The organism is Cupriavidus sp. WKF15, from assembly GCF_029278605.1.
Classification (GTDB): Bacteria; Pseudomonadota; Gammaproteobacteria; order Burkholderiales; family Burkholderiaceae; genus Cupriavidus.
In genome coordinates, this window is record NZ_CP119572.1 from 1,482,449 (window position 1) to 1,495,518 (window position 13,070).

Annotated in this window: 12 protein-coding genes and 1 tRNA gene; 4 read left to right on the top strand and 9 right to left on the bottom strand. The window is 64.4% G+C overall.

Annotated elements, in window-relative coordinates:
• Nucleotides 1–257: 257 nt before the first annotated feature.
• A complete protein-coding gene (locus tag CupriaWKF_RS07045; RefSeq protein ID WP_276100259.1) occupies nucleotides 258–3,710 on the top strand; it encodes an adenylate/guanylate cyclase domain-containing protein in 3,453 nt (1,150 codons plus the stop codon).
• An 11-nt stretch (nucleotides 3,711–3,721) separates the two neighbouring features.
• Here CupriaWKF_RS07045 and CupriaWKF_RS07050 read toward each other — a convergent pair whose 3' ends face one another.
• Nucleotides 3,722–3,913: a hypothetical protein gene (locus CupriaWKF_RS07050; RefSeq protein WP_276100260.1), complete on the bottom strand. Its 192-nt coding sequence runs from the start codon at nucleotides 3,911–3,913 to the stop codon at nucleotides 3,722–3,724.
• A gap of 399 nt (nucleotides 3,914–4,312) precedes the next feature.
• The gene (locus CupriaWKF_RS07055) at nucleotides 4,313–5,158 is read right to left on the bottom strand and encodes a LysR family transcriptional regulator (RefSeq protein ID WP_276100261.1); all 846 of its coding nucleotides are present in this window, start codon (nucleotides 5,156–5,158) and stop codon (nucleotides 4,313–4,315) included.
• 85 nt (nucleotides 5,159–5,243) lie between these two features.
• Here CupriaWKF_RS07055 and CupriaWKF_RS07060 point away from each other — a divergent pair, with 85 nt between their 5' ends.
• Complete coding sequence (locus CupriaWKF_RS07060; protein ID WP_276100262.1) at nucleotides 5,244–5,852, top strand: cysteine hydrolase family protein; 609 nt, start codon at nucleotides 5,244–5,246, stop codon at nucleotides 5,850–5,852.
• A gap of 86 nt (nucleotides 5,853–5,938) precedes the next feature.
• Here CupriaWKF_RS07060 and CupriaWKF_RS07065 read toward each other — a convergent pair.
• From CupriaWKF_RS07065 to CupriaWKF_RS07075, 3 genes are all read right to left on the bottom strand, one after another.
• Nucleotides 5,939–6,015: transfer RNA gene (locus CupriaWKF_RS07065), tRNA-Val, on the bottom strand.
• Nucleotides 6,016–6,079: 64 nt separating this feature from the next.
• Complete coding sequence (locus CupriaWKF_RS07070; protein WP_276100263.1) at nucleotides 6,080–7,627, bottom strand: class I adenylate-forming enzyme family protein; 1,548 nt, start codon at nucleotides 7,625–7,627, stop codon at nucleotides 6,080–6,082.
• Between the two features lie 60 nt (nucleotides 7,628–7,687).
• The gene (locus CupriaWKF_RS07075; protein ID WP_276100264.1) at nucleotides 7,688–8,695 is read right to left on the bottom strand and encodes a tripartite tricarboxylate transporter substrate binding protein; all 1,008 of its coding nucleotides are present in this window, start codon (nucleotides 8,693–8,695) and stop codon (nucleotides 7,688–7,690) included.
• 227 nt (nucleotides 8,696–8,922) lie between these two features.
• On the opposite strand from CupriaWKF_RS07075, the gene CupriaWKF_RS07080 reads away from it, so the two are divergent.
• A complete protein-coding gene (locus CupriaWKF_RS07080) occupies nucleotides 8,923–9,261 on the top strand; it encodes a helix-turn-helix domain-containing protein (RefSeq protein WP_276100265.1) in 339 nt (112 codons plus the stop codon).
• Between the two features lie 231 nt (nucleotides 9,262–9,492).
• Nucleotides 9,493–9,870, top strand: a complete 378-nt coding sequence (locus CupriaWKF_RS07085; RefSeq protein WP_276100266.1) for a RidA family protein — start codon at nucleotides 9,493–9,495, stop codon at nucleotides 9,868–9,870.
• A 30-nt stretch (nucleotides 9,871–9,900) separates the two neighbouring features.
• Here the strand turns inward: CupriaWKF_RS07085 and CupriaWKF_RS07090 are convergent, their stop codons facing one another.
• The 4 genes from CupriaWKF_RS07090 to CupriaWKF_RS07105 all read right to left on the bottom strand — a co-directional run bounded on the left by CupriaWKF_RS07090 (nucleotide 9,901) and on the right by CupriaWKF_RS07105 (nucleotide 13,053).
• Nucleotides 9,901–10,947, bottom strand: a complete 1,047-nt coding sequence (locus tag CupriaWKF_RS07090; protein ID WP_276100267.1) for a YncE family protein — start codon at nucleotides 10,945–10,947, stop codon at nucleotides 9,901–9,903.
• A 17-nt stretch (nucleotides 10,948–10,964) separates the two neighbouring features.
• Nucleotides 10,965–11,891 (bottom strand): DUF1259 domain-containing protein, encoded by a 927-nt coding sequence (locus CupriaWKF_RS07095; RefSeq protein ID WP_276100268.1) that lies wholly within the window; start codon nucleotides 11,889–11,891, stop codon nucleotides 10,965–10,967.
• A gap of 208 nt (nucleotides 11,892–12,099) precedes the next feature.
• Nucleotides 12,100–12,408, bottom strand: a complete 309-nt coding sequence (locus CupriaWKF_RS07100) for a hypothetical protein (protein ID WP_276100269.1) — start codon at nucleotides 12,406–12,408, stop codon at nucleotides 12,100–12,102.
• 18 nt (nucleotides 12,409–12,426) lie between these two features.
• Nucleotides 12,427–13,053: a hypothetical protein gene (locus CupriaWKF_RS07105; RefSeq protein ID WP_276100702.1), complete on the bottom strand. Its 627-nt coding sequence runs from the start codon at nucleotides 13,051–13,053 to the stop codon at nucleotides 12,427–12,429.
• Nucleotides 13,054–13,070 lie beyond the last annotated feature (17 nt).

Consider the following 13,070-nt stretch of genomic DNA (forward strand, 5'->3'; position numbering starts at 1 on the left):
TTCGCCCGGTGCGTGCAGTCTCGTCAGGTAGCGTGCGTGCCTGACAAGCCGAAGCGAAGCGATTCCGACGGATGCATTGAAATCTTGAGGGAGCAGCCACGGCGCCGGGCGTAAGAGATGTTATTGCGCCACTTTCGTCCCCGCCCGCGAGCGGCTTGCCGCTCTCCGCTTTCGCCGCAACGTGAGCTCTGACTTGCGATGTGCAGTGATTGCGCCTCTAATGGGTGCGTGACAGGCGAATGCGGTCAGAGGGCGATATGCGCTGCGCGAGTTGCGGGTTCGAGAATCCCGCAGGAGTCAACTTCTGCGAAGAATGTGGGAGCAGGCTTGCGCAGGTTTGCCCCCAATGCGGCAAGGAGTCCAGCCCTACGGCAAAGTTCTGCGGAGCGTGCGGCGCCTCCCTGGCTGCCGCCGTTGTCACGCCCGGTACTCGCTCGGTCCTGGCCCCGGCCCCGGCCTCGGCCTCGGCCAATTCCGCCCCCGTTCTGTACACGCCACCCCATCTGGCCGAGCGCATCCTTGCCGAACAGGCGGCCATGGAAGCCAGAGGCGGCACGGCGGGCGAACGCAAGACCATTACCGCGCTGTTCGCGGACATGGCTGGCTCGACGGCATTGATCCAGGACCTGGACCCCGAGGAAGCGCGCGGCCTGATCGACCCGGTGGTGGCCCTGATGATGGAGGCCGTGCACCACTATGAGGGATACGTCGCCAAATCCCTCGGTGACGGCATCATGGCGCTGTTCGGCGCACCCATTGCGCACGAGGACCATCCGCTGCGGGCTTTGTTCGCGGCGCTGCGCATGCAGGAAGCGATGCGCTGCCATGCTGACCGGGTCCGCCTGGAGCAGGGCGTGCCGCTGCAGATCCGCGTAGGCGTCCATACCGGCGAAGTGGTGGTGCGTTCCATCCGCAAGGATGACCTGCGCACCGACTATGACCCGGTGGGACACACCATCCATATCGCCGCGCGCATGGAAGGCGTTGCCATGCCGTCGTCCATCCTGGTCAGCGAATCGACCCACAAGCTGACCGAAGGGTATTTCAAGTTCAAGGACCTTGGGACGACAAGCGTCAAGGGCGTCCGCGAGCCGCTCGCGGTCTACGAGGTACTCGGCCTCGGCGCGTTGCGTACGCGCCTGCAGGTGGCGGCGCATCGCGGCCTGGCGAAGTTTGTCGGGCGCCAGGCCGAACTGGAACGCTTGCAGCACGCCTTTGCGTCGGCCAGGGAAGGGCGCGGGCAGATCATCGGCGTGGTGGGCGAGGCGGGCGTTGGCAAGTCGCGCCTGTTCCACGAGTTCAAAGGACGCGCGCAGCAAGGCTGCATGGTGCTCGAGACCTTCTCCGTATCGCACGGCAAGGCGTTTCCTTACCTGCCGCTGGTCGACCTGCTGAGGAACTACTTCCAGATCACGATACAGGATGACGAACGCCTGTGCCGCGAGAAGGTCGCGGGCAGGCTCATGATCCTGGATCGCACCCTGGAGGAGCATCTGCCCTACGTGCTTTACCTGCTCGGCTTCAGCGAGCCGGGGTCGGTGCTGCCGACGATGGACTCGGCGATCCGGCGCCAGCGCACCTTCGAAGCCATCGCACGCCTGCTGGTGCGCGAGAGCCAGAACCAGCCGCTCATGGTCCTGTTCGAAGACCTGCAATGGCTGGATAGTGAGACCGAGGCTTTCCTCAATATCCTGATCGAGCATGTGCCGCAGGCCCGGATCCTGTTGCTGGTCAATTACCGCCCGGAGTACGCGCATGACTGGGGCGCCAGGCCCTATTACACCCAGTTGAGCCTGGATCCGCTGGGGCTGGCAGAGGCGCAGGTGCTGCTGACGGGACTGCTGGGCAACCATCCCTCGCTCTTGCCCCTGAAAGCGCTGATCCTGTCGAAGACCGAAGGCAACCCGTTCTTTATGGAGGAAGTGGTCCAGACGCTGGTTGAAGAAAAGGTCCTGCTCGGCCAGCCCGGCAGCTACCGGATCGAGAAGCCGCCGCTGGACCTCCATATTCCGACAACCGTGCAGGGGGTGCTCGCTGCCCGTATCGACCGGCTGCCCGTCGCGCAGAAGGAATTGCTGCAGACCCTGGCGGTAATCGGCAAGGAGTTTCCGCTAAGCCTGATCCGGCATGTCAGCGCCATGCCGGAAGAGACGTTGCGCCCCCTGTTGGGCGATCTCCAGGCAGGGGACTTTATCTTCGAGCGTCCGGCGTTCCCCGAGGTGGAGTATTCGTTCAAACACGCCCTGACGCAGGAGGTGGCCGGCAACTCCCTGCTGACGGGGCAGCGCAGCATGCTGCATGAACGCACGGCCCAGGCCATCGAGGCGCTGTATCCGGGCCGGCAGAAGGACTATTGCAGCGAGCTGGCTCACCATTACAGCAAGAGCGGCAACGTACCAAAGGCGATCGAATACCTGCACCTCGCTGCACAACTGGCCCTGCAGCGCTCGGCCCAACTCGAAGCCATCCGCCATCTCAGCGCCGCTCTCGAGCTGCTCAAGTCCACGCCGGACTCGCCGGCGCGGGCGCGCGAAGAACTCATCCTGCTGCTGACGCTCGGCCCGGCCTGGATAGCCGCCCGAGGCCACGCTTCCGCGGAAGTGGAGTCCACTTACAGGCGTGCGCTTGCTTTGTGCGAGCAGGGCGGGGAAACCCCGGAATTATTCTCGGCGCAGATGGGGCTGTGGTCGTTCTATCAGTTGCGCGGGCAGTATGACACCGCGCTCGCCCTGGCCGAGCGCTTGCTTGGTTCAGCGCAGCGTTCGCAAAGGCCAGAGCATCTTGCCGAGGCGCACCGCACCGTCGCGGCAAGCGTGTTTCGCCTGGGCCGGATCGGCGAGGCTCGTACGCATATGGAGCAGGTGCTCATGCTGCATCACCCGGAGGGGTACATCCATGATTTCCTGCTGGGCTATGGCCGCCTGCCGGCCATCCATGCCTTGAGCGCCCTGGGATGGATCCTGTGGTATCTGGGCTTTCCGGACCAGTCCCGCCAGCGCAACGAGGAGGCCCTGGCGCTGGCCAGGAAATGTGCCGATCCCTTCAGCCTTGCGCTGAGCCTGCTGTTCGCGGCCGAACTGCACCTGTACCGGCGCGAGTCGCAGCTGGCGCGGGAATATGCGGACGCCGCCATCGCACTCTCGAGCGAGCAGGGGTTTCCTCTCTACCTGGCGTGGGGAACCATCCTGCGCGGCTGGACGCTGGCCGAGGCGGGCAACCACGAGGAGGGCATTGCCCGGATACGCGAAGGCCTCGCGGACTACGAGGCCACTGGTGCGGTGTTGGGGCAGTCACGGATCCTGGCTCTCCTCGCTGAAGGCTATGGCTTATCCGGTACCCCTGAAACGGGCCTTGTTACGCTGGCTGAGGCGCAGCAGTTGGCGGAGTCCAGGGGCGAGCGCTTTGCGGAACCCATATTGCTTCGTCTCAAGGGGGAACTGCTGCTGCAGTCGACAGGCGACGCAACTGGCAGGCGTGCCAGGGACACGGAGGCCGAAGCATGCTTTCAGAATGCGGTTGCCGTTGCCCATGACCAGGGATCGCGCTCGCTCGAGTTGCGCGCCGCGCTGAGCCTGGCGCGGCTATGGCAGCGACAGGGCAAGGCGCACGCCGCGCACCGGATGCTGGCAGAGATTCACGGCCTGTTCACGGAGGGGTTTGATACGGCCGACTGGCAAGAAGCGCAGGCGCTGCTTGCCAGCCTGGGGTAAGCGAGAGCCCCTCATGTGTCGTGTTTGTGACTGTGGATGGACGTTACCGACTCTACATCCAGGTCGAAGAACGGACTGTCTGGCGGGGGCGGCGGCAGCCCGGCGCCCCAGCTGGCGATGGCGAGCTTGATGTACTCGGCCATCTGATCGTCGGAAACGTCCCTGGGTTGGTCGATGGTGACGATATAGCGGCGATTTCTCATGATGGGGTCCCCCTGTCCATGTGGCATGGGCCCTGAGCAGCCATTCGGGAATACCTGCTGAAATGCTGTCGGATGTACCGCTGACCGCATTTTCAGGGTCAGCGATATTCCCGCACCGGATTCCTCCCGGGTTTCGCTGCCAGCCGGCAGCTCCATTCAAACCCGGCACCCGTGTGATGCCATGACGATCGTCGGATGCGCCGGTGCGCCGTCGGCTGCCTTCAGGTGCATATCGGCTTAGTTCAGTATAGGCATCGAGAGGTTTACACCGGTCGACTGAGGCAGGCGTTCACAGGGCAATCCAATCCGACTGGCAGTCGCCAGCGAGCAGGTCCGAACAGCGCAGCAGTTCTCTACCGGCGATGCCGTGCTTTCCACGGCCACGCGCGGGGGCTGCCGTCAGCATTGGGACAGCGTATCGGCGAGCCACTCGATCACCGGCCGGAAGCGCGACGCGCCGCGAAACTCGGTGGGGTAGGCCAGCCAGATCTCGCGCATGACCTCGGGGACCTCGCGCAACAGGCGTAGCCCGGCATCGTCGCGCGCCACGTAGTGCGGCAGCAGGGCCGTCCCGAGGCCCGCGCGCACGGCTTCGCGCACGGCCAGCAGGTTGTTCGAGTGAAAGGCGATGCGGCGCCTTGCACCATGCGGCCAGGTGGCCTCGGGAATGCCATAGCCTTCGTCGAGCAGCGCGCATAGCGGGGTGCTCTCGTCCATGGGGACCTTGGCCGAGCCATAGAGCCCGAACCGCACCGTGCCGACGCGCATGGCCACGATATCGTCTTCCTGCGGCCGTGCGAGCCGCACGGCGAGATGTGCGTGCCGCCGTGCCAGGCTGGCCCGGCGGTCGTCCAGTTCAAGGCGAACCACGATGTCGGGATTGGCTGCATACAGCCCGGGCAGTCGCGGGATCAGGAAGTGGCTGCCCAGCGCTGCCGTCGCGGCGACGCGCACCACGCCGGAGGTACCGCTGCCCGTGCCCTCAAGCTCGCGCATCAGGCGGTCGGCCGATTGTTCCATCTGCCGCGCCGCCGTCAGCGCATTGCGGCCCGCCGAGGTCAGTTCGAAGGCGCCTTCGGCGCGCGTGGCCACGGGTTTGCCCAGCGCGTTTTCCAGCCGCCGGATGCGCCGGATGGCCGTGGCATGGGTGATATCCAACTCGCGCGCGCAAGCCGAATAGCTGCCGGCGCGGATCAGGGTGGACAAGGTCAGCAGGTCGTCCCACGAGACTGTACGTTTTTGCACAGCGGCTGTGTGTGAGTGGGTAATTGGCGCACAGCATAGCGTGATCTACGATGCCTGCACAACCTACTCAACCGGAGAATCCGCGATGTCTGCTACTACCCCCGTTACCCTGCTCGACGCCGCCGGCGCCAGCCGCAAGCCGTCTGCCTGGGAGGACTCGGTGCTGGTCCTGGTGGACCACCAGCGCGAATACACCGACGGCGTGCTGCCGCTGACCGGCATGCCGGAGGCCGTGGCCGCCTGTGCCGAGCTGCTGGCGCTGGCGCGTCGGCACGGTACGCCGGTCATCCACGTGGCGCACCACGGCAAGGGCAAGGGGGCCTTTGATCCGGCGGGGCCCTATGTGTCGTTCATCGAAGGACTGACGCCGCAGGCGGACGAGCAGACTGTGGTCAAGCACCTGCCGAACAGCTTTGCCGGCACGGACCTGGCCGCACGGCTCACGGCGCTCGGCCGCAAGGAACTGATCGTGGCAGGCTTTCAGACCCATATGTGCATCAGCGCAACGGTACGTTCGGCACTGGATCACGGCTATCGCGTCACGCTGGTGGCCAATGCCTGCGCCACGCGCGACCTGCCCGACCCGCTCGGCGGCGAGCCGTTGCGCGCGGCGCAATTGCACCGTGTCACGCTGGCGGCATTGCACGACCGCTTTGCGACGGTGGTGCCGGATGCATCGGTCTGGAAGGCCTGATTCGGCGGAACGCGCCGCAAAAAGCCGGGGCAAAAACAAAAACGGACGGTGCCGAAGTGGCGACCGTCCGTGTTTGCGTTGTGCGTTGGTAGGCTCGATTGGACTCGAACCAACGACCCCCACCATGTCAAGGTGGTGCTCTAACCAGCTGAGCTACGAGCCTAGCGAAGCCGCAGATTATAGAGAGCCCTTCGCGGCTGTGCAAGTGTTTCGGGAATGTTTTTCGTTCAGGCGGTGATGCGGTCCCGCAGTTCGCGCTTGAGCACCTTGCCGATGGCGCTGCGCGGCAGGCTGTCGACCACATGCAGCGCGCTCAGGCGCTGCGTCTTGCCCAGGCGTTCGTTGGCCCAGTCGAGTACCGCCTGCGCCGTTGTGCCATGGCCATCGCGCAGCGCAATGAAGCCGACCGGCGTTTCGCCCCAGCGCTCCGATGGCACGCCGACCACGGACACATCCGCCACGGCCTCGTGCGTGCGCACCACGGCCTCGATATCGCTCGGATAGATGTTGAAGCCGCCGGAGATGATCACGTCCTTCATGCGGTCCATCAGCACCAGGAAGCCGTCTTCATCAAAGCGGCCGATATCGCCCGTGCGGATAAAGCGATTGCCCTCGGCATCATGCCACTCCACCTCGGCGGACTTGGCCGGCAGGTTGTGGTAGCCGTTCATCATGGCACCCGAGCGGCCGACGACTTCGCCGATGCTGCCGGGCGGCAGTTCCTTGCCGTCTTCGTCGATGAGACGGACATCCGCGCCTGGTGCCGGGCGCCCGACGGTGTGCAGCTTGTCGGGGAACTCGTCCGCGGCCAGCATGCAGCCGCCACCGCCCTCGGTCATGCCGTACAGCTCCGTCAGCTTGCCGGGCCAGCGGCGCAGCACTTCGCCCTTGAGAGCCGCGCTGAAGGGGGCGCTGGTGCAGAACTTGCGCCGGAAGCTCGACAGGTCGTACTTGTCGAAATCCGGATGGGCCATCAGGCGCTGGTATTGCACCGGCACCAGCATGGTGTGCGTGACGCGATGGTGCTGGGCCAGTTCCAGGTACTTGCCGGCGTCGAACTTCGGCATCAGCACGGCGGTGCCGCCCAGCCCGATGGTCGGGAAGAAGCTGGCGAGCGTGGTGTTCGAGTAGAGCGGGGTGGAGAGCAGCGTGATGGCATCGGTGCCGTAGCCGGTCATGGCGCCGCGCGACACGTGCGCCCAGCGCATGCCGTGCGACTGGACGATGCCCTTGGGCATGCCGGTCGTGCCGGACGAATAGATGATGTTGAGCGGCAGTTCCGGGCGCACTTCCGGTTCCGCGAACGGTGCGCCGGCCGGTGCCAGCCATGACTGGAATGGCTGGCCCGCGGCGCTGTTATCCAGCGTCACCAGACGCGTGTTGCCGAGCTGCGGCAGCACGGGCCGCAGCGCATCGGCGACCGCGGCATCGAGGAACAGGATGCTGGCGCCTGCATCGGCCACCATATCGGCCAGGCTCTGCGCGGTGGACGACGGCGCGAGCGGCGCGACGACCACGCCGGCGCGGATGGCGCCGAGGTACACCGCGGCATATTCGATGGACGAGGTCGCGCAGATCGCGATCGTGCCGCCGGGCGGCACCCCGTCGCGCTGGAGCGCGGCGCCGATGCGGTTCATGGTGGCATCGAGCTCGTCATAGGACATCGATTGCTCGCCCTGCACAAGGGCGACATGCGCGGGCTGGCTGGCAGCGTGGCCGCGCACGAGCGTGGACATGCTGGTAAAGGGGCGTTGCATCGGGGAGGTGTCGGTCATGGCATGCAGGCCGGCGGAGCTTGTCCTTCCGCCGGCGATGGGGAATTCGGTTCGGGAGGCTTACTGTACCTGGGCGCCGGAGTCCTTGACGACTTTGCTCCAGCGCGTGATCTCGGCGTCGATATGCGTGCGCAGGGCGTCAGGCGTCGAGCCCACCGGTTCATAGCCATTGGACGCGAGGTTGGCCTTCAGCTCGGGCTCCTTCAGGACCGTCGCAATTTCGCGGCTGAGGCGCTCGACCACGGGTGGCGGCGTACCGGCCGGCGCAAGCACGGCATACCAGCCGGTGATATTGATGCCCGGCACGCCAACCTCGGCCAGCGTCGGTACGTCGGGCGCGATCGCGGCACGCTTCGTGCCGGTCACCGCGAGTGCGCGCACCTTGCCGCTGCGCACGTGCGGCAGCGTGGTCGAGATGCTGTCGAAGGTCAGCTGGATCTCGCCCGACAGCATCGCCGTCACGACCTGCGCGCTGCCCTTGTACGGCACGTGGGTCATCTTGACGCCCGCCACCGAATCGAACAGCTCGCCCGCGAGGTGGCCCGTGTTGCCGTTGCCGGCCGAGCCGAACGTGAGCTTGCCCGGCGATGCCTTGGCCTCGGCGATCAGCTCCGGCACCGTGCTGGCGCGCAGCGAGCTGCTGCCGGCCAGGACCATCGGCAGATTGGCCACCAGCGAAACAGGCGCGAAGTCCTTGCGCGTGTCATACGGCAATTTGGGATACAGGCTCGCATTGATCGCATGCGCGGCCAGTACCATGACCAGCGTGTTGCCATCGGGCTTGGCGCGCGCGAGCATCTTCGTGGCAATGGTGCCGCCGGCGCCGGGCCGGTAGTCGAGCACCACCGGCTGGCCCAGCCGTTCCTGCAGCCGTGCGGCCACCGGGCGCGCCAGCAGGTCTGCGCTGCCGCCGGGCGGATAGGGAATCAGAAGCTGGATCGGACGGGAGGGCCAGGTCTGCGCCCTGGCCAGGCCAGGGTGGCCGAGCGTGGCGGCCGCAGCGAGTGCCAGGCCGGTGGCCAGCAGCCAGGCGCGGCGCTGCGTGCCGGTGCGCGAAAGGGTATGCATCGCTGTCTCCTTCGATTCTTTTGCCGGCCGGTGCCGGAGTGCCTACTCGCGTGGCGGCAGGGACACTTATGTCGGAAACCTTAAATTGCGCGCGCGGGCAAGGGAATTCGGAAATGACTAAGGCTGTGTTCCGCAACCCGGCCGGCGCTCAAAAATCTTGGCGATCAAGGAGATTTTTTGATTCTTTCGGCTTGGCAACCTAAAATCTTTGCAATCAGGGAGATTTTATGCAATTTCAGCTTGGCGACGCCTCCGATATTGGCGCTATCGTGCGTGCCTCGCGCAAGGCGAACGGCATGCGGCAGGACGACGCCGCTGGTGCGATCGGCGTCAGCGAGAACTTCATGGTCCGCGTCGAGAACGGCGCCGAGGGGATCCGCTGGGGCAAGCTGTTCCAGGTGCTGAGCGGACTGGGCATCCGCATCGTCGTGGATGTGCCGGAGGCCGCTGCGCCGCTGGTCGGCACCGAGCGCGACAAGCTCCGCCAACGCCAGGCCCGCAGCCGCCGGCGCCAGGCTTCGGCGGGAACGGCAACGGAGCTGGCCGATAAGGACGGGCATGGCTGATTGTGTACCGGTGGCCAGCATCGACGGCGCGCCGGTGGGCACGCTGCGCGATGAGCAGGACGTCTGGTCATTCGAATACACGCCCGGCTAGCTCCAGACAACATCGAAGTGGTTTGCCACCAACCCGAGGGCTGAGCGTTCCATCGGGGGGCTTCCGCAAACGGCCTGGGCTGGCTTGCGGCGGTCCCGCCGCGGTATAGGATGGATAGGACTCTTCACAAGGTGCCAGCCATGACGATCGACTACTTTGCAGAGAACAATCCGGCAACGCGAACGCTACCGCGCTCGCTCGCGACGAAGGCCGGTGATTTTGTCTATGTATCGGGGCAGGTGGCAAGGGCGCAAGACGGTACCCTGGTCGCCGGTGGGATCGAAGCACAAACGCGCCAGACCTTGCACAACGTCGCGAGCGTACTGGCACTGGCAGGTTGTACGCTCGACGACGTCGTCAAGACAACGGTGTGGCTCGAAGACCCGCGCGACTTTGAGGAATTCAATCGCATCTACGGCGAGTTCTTTCCGCATGGCAAGCCGGCGCGTTCGACATTGCAGGGCAAGAACATGGCCGGCACCAAGATCGAAATCGAGGCCATCGCCTATAAGCCATGACGTTCTGTCCATGGCATTTCCGCAAGGGCATCATGGTCTCATGACCCGCATCACGGGGTGATGATCGACATCTTTCAACGGAAGGTAGATTTCATGCGAAGCCGGATCGATCGTCAGACTGTGCGCATTCGATCCGACAAAGCCTTCCCCGACCTTTGTCACGCCCGTTGCTGCGACCTTGAAGATCGACAGCACGCCTGATTCGCTTGCCACATATAGCTGGCCGAGATCCGCGTCGTAGCCCAGCACGTCCGGTTCCCGGCCCACCCCGAAGTTCGCGATGATCTGCTTGCTCTTCATATCGAGTACGAGCAAGCGATCATTCCCTTCGCAGGCGATGAAGGCCAATCGCAACGCCGGCGCGATCAGCAGTCCGTGGTTGCCTTCTGCTCCCGGCAAAGTGATGCGATCGATGACCTTGTCCGTGCGCGGATCAATCTCGACCAGCGACCGGCGTTGCTGGACGTTCACGAAGATATGCTTCGAGGCCGGATCATATTGTGTGTTGCCCACGGCGCCGCCCAGCTCGATGGTGGCGATGCGCCGGTTGGTGCGGACGTCGATCACGGTTTCGGTATTGCCACGCTCATCGGAGACATAGAGCTTGCCGGCCTCGGGAGCATAGGCGATCCCATCGGGATAGACCCCACCGGCGATGCGTGCCACGATCTTTAAGGTGGATGCGTCGATCGCCACAACTTCATTGGTCGCGGTCGCCGAGGCATACACGCGGTTGAGCTCCGGAACCGCCAGCGTGCCGTGCACATGGCCGACATCGCCAATCGTCACCAGTGTGGCTTTGGTCTTTGTGTCCATGACGACGACCGCACTGTCGCCAAGGTGCGCAATGAACAGCCGTGACCTGGCGGGGTCGAGGCTAAGATAGTCCCAGCGCGTCGTGCCGCCGGGCAGCGGGAAGTCGCCGACATGCTGCAACGGCAAAGCCCGGGACGGCAGTGCCGTTGTCGCGGGAAGGCAGAAACCCGGGCCGAGCAAGGCGACCAGGGCGACGGCCAGGCCCGACACGACTCGGCGTCGCCACGATCGTATCTGGCCTGGGTGGCGTCTCGCATTCATTCGCATGTCCGCGCTTGCTACTTGTGCACGCTGGCCTGCGCATCCAGGGCCTTCCTGACACTCGTTGCCAATTCCGTCGCCTTGCCCTTGCCCCAGTAGTGCAGGAACATGTAGCGAGGCTGTTCACCGATCATGTGCTGATGGATCGCAACGATATTGATGCCACCGGATCGCATCGCCTTGAGTACGGCCTGAAGCTCGTCCTCGCGCATGACGAAGTCGCCGTCCACCACTGCCGAGTCATCCGTTCCGGCAAACGCCGCCCAAGTGTTGACGCCCATTTCATTGCCGAAGGCCACCCCATGCATGCTTGCCCTGGCTCCGATCACAACCTTGAACATGCCGTTGCTGGCTTGCCCCTTCTTCCCGAGAATGGCTTCCAGGGGCTCGGTACTGATTGCATTGTTTTGCGGGATGGCGCCGCCCGGGAAGCCGGCCCCGACCGAGGGACTGGCGGCCCGAATCTCGGAGACCTTGTCAAACATCTTCTTCACGCCGGCGGCGAGCCGGTCAGGGTCGCCCATGCCAGCTATGTGCATGAAGTAGACCCGCGGCTGGTCAAAGAAGAAGTGATTGTGAAGCCCGGTGACTTCCAGTCCGGCATCGAGCGCTGCGCTCATGGCCGGATTCACTTCGTCTTCGAAGAGGACGGTGTCTCCCATCAGCATGACCTGACGGCCATGCGCTGGCGTGAATGCCGCCCACGAAGTCAGCCCCATGAACGGGGGCATGGTTGCGCCATCCACCTTGACCGGAATATCTGTGCGCGGCTTGGACACCTTGAATACGTTCTCGGCCTCCGAGAAGGTGCCCTTGAGGCCGGTTACCTGCTCGATCTTCGCGGTGTCCAGCTTCGGGCTCCGCTCCGCGGGCGCTGCGACGGCGACGGCGCAGGCGCCAACGATGATGGTAAGGGCGAGTACAACTTGTTTTGCCATTCGCATTTTTCACTCCTGAGTCACTGTTGGAAGCGGGTGCGAGGACCCACCCCCATGTCAGCGGATTGAGTGGCCTGACTCGCCTGAAGGCGGCCAGGATGGCAAGGCATGGCCGACCTTCGTGACGCCAAAGGCCGCCCCGGATCCAATGCCCCGCGAGCATCGCGTGTACGGTTGCGGCAGTGTCGACGCCCCTGGCCCGTCCGCCGCGAAGTTAGTCCTCGTCCTCATCGTCGTCAGCGAGCTGTTTGCCATCTTCGCCAATGAGTATCGTCCCCTTGGCAGAGCCCGAATCCAGTGTCACCTCGTATCGGGTTTTGCCATCGACCACCTGCTTCTCGATTTCTCCGATGGTGCGCCCGCCCGCTAGCCGGTCTATCGTCGTTCTCACTGGCGCGGGGACCTGGGCGATGTTGATTGCCTGATGGCTACGTTTACCGAACGGATGCCAGTCGCAGCCCGTCACGGTCAGGCTTAGCATTCCTGCCAGGACAGTCGCGGCGACTTCACGGGCAACAATCATGCTTGTTCCTTGTCAGCGCTATTTCGCTACCGCGGCGCCGAACGAGAAGGCATCGAACAATGTCACGCTGTCCGCCTTCGTCCAGACGCCAACCGCTCCAGCGCCACTGATGTGCTCGTCTGTCACATCAATTTGTCGTGTGCCGTCCAGGAAAACCTGAATATGGCTCCCGGCGAACTCCACACGCAATGTGTGCCAGACCCGGGCCGCGACAGGCGTTTCCTGATACTTGATCGTATGCCTGCGTCCGCCGGTCGTGTAATACAGAGAGACGTTATTCTCCAACGCGTTTGCTCTCGCAATGTAGTACTGGTTGCCGTCTTTCCAGCGCCAGACTACCCCGCCGGCCTGGTCATCCCGACCTGCGATCGGCTTGAACTTCACCTCGACATACCCGTCGGTCATGGCGGTGTCCTGTTTGACGCACCACGGAAAATCGCCGTAGCCGGACTGCTTGAGTACATTGCCCCCGTTTGGCGTGGTTGGGTCGGCTTCAACGGTCCATCTCGGCTGGCCGTGACCGGTGACGCCTGCCAGCCACCCTGTGGGCAATGTCCCTGGCTTGACCTGACTGAACATGACGGTCTCACCCAATGCGGGAAGGGTCATCAGTAGGAGTAAAGGGATGAGTAAGACCCGCTTCATCTGGACTCCGGGTGTGT

Bases quoted from the DNA above. Each gene is read 5' to 3' on its own strand.
- CupriaWKF_RS07090 (WP_276100267.1), bottom strand. From the start codon at position 10,947: ATGAATGCGAGACGCCACCCAGGCCAGATACGATCGTGGCGACGCCGA.
- CupriaWKF_RS07050 (WP_276100260.1), bottom strand. From the start codon at position 3,913: ATGAGAAATCGCCGCTATATCGTCACCATCGACCAACCCAGGGACGTT.
- CupriaWKF_RS07085 (WP_276100266.1), top strand. From the start codon at position 9,493: ATGACGATCGACTACTTTGCAGAGAACAATCCGGCAACGCGAACGCTA.
- CupriaWKF_RS07075 (WP_276100264.1), bottom strand. From the start codon at position 8,695: ATGCATACCCTTTCGCGCACCGGCACGCAGCGCCGCGCCTGGCTGCTG.
- CupriaWKF_RS07060 (WP_276100262.1), top strand. From the start codon at position 5,244: ATGTCTGCTACTACCCCCGTTACCCTGCTCGACGCCGCCGGCGCCAGC.
- CupriaWKF_RS07080 (WP_276100265.1), top strand. From the start codon at position 8,923: ATGCAATTTCAGCTTGGCGACGCCTCCGATATTGGCGCTATCGTGCGT.
- CupriaWKF_RS07070 (WP_276100263.1), bottom strand. From the start codon at position 7,627: ATGACCGACACCTCCCCGATGCAACGCCCCTTTACCAGCATGTCCACG.
- CupriaWKF_RS07095 (WP_276100268.1), bottom strand. From the start codon at position 11,891: ATGCGAATGGCAAAACAAGTTGTACTCGCCCTTACCATCATCGTTGGC.
- CupriaWKF_RS07100 (WP_276100269.1), bottom strand. From the start codon at position 12,408: ATGATTGTTGCCCGTGAAGTCGCCGCGACTGTCCTGGCAGGAATGCTA.
- CupriaWKF_RS07105 (WP_276100702.1), bottom strand. From the start codon at position 13,053: ATGAAGCGGGTCTTACTCATCCCTTTACTCCTACTGATGACCCTTCCC.
- CupriaWKF_RS07045 (WP_276100259.1), top strand. From the start codon at position 258: ATGCGCTGCGCGAGTTGCGGGTTCGAGAATCCCGCAGGAGTCAACTTC.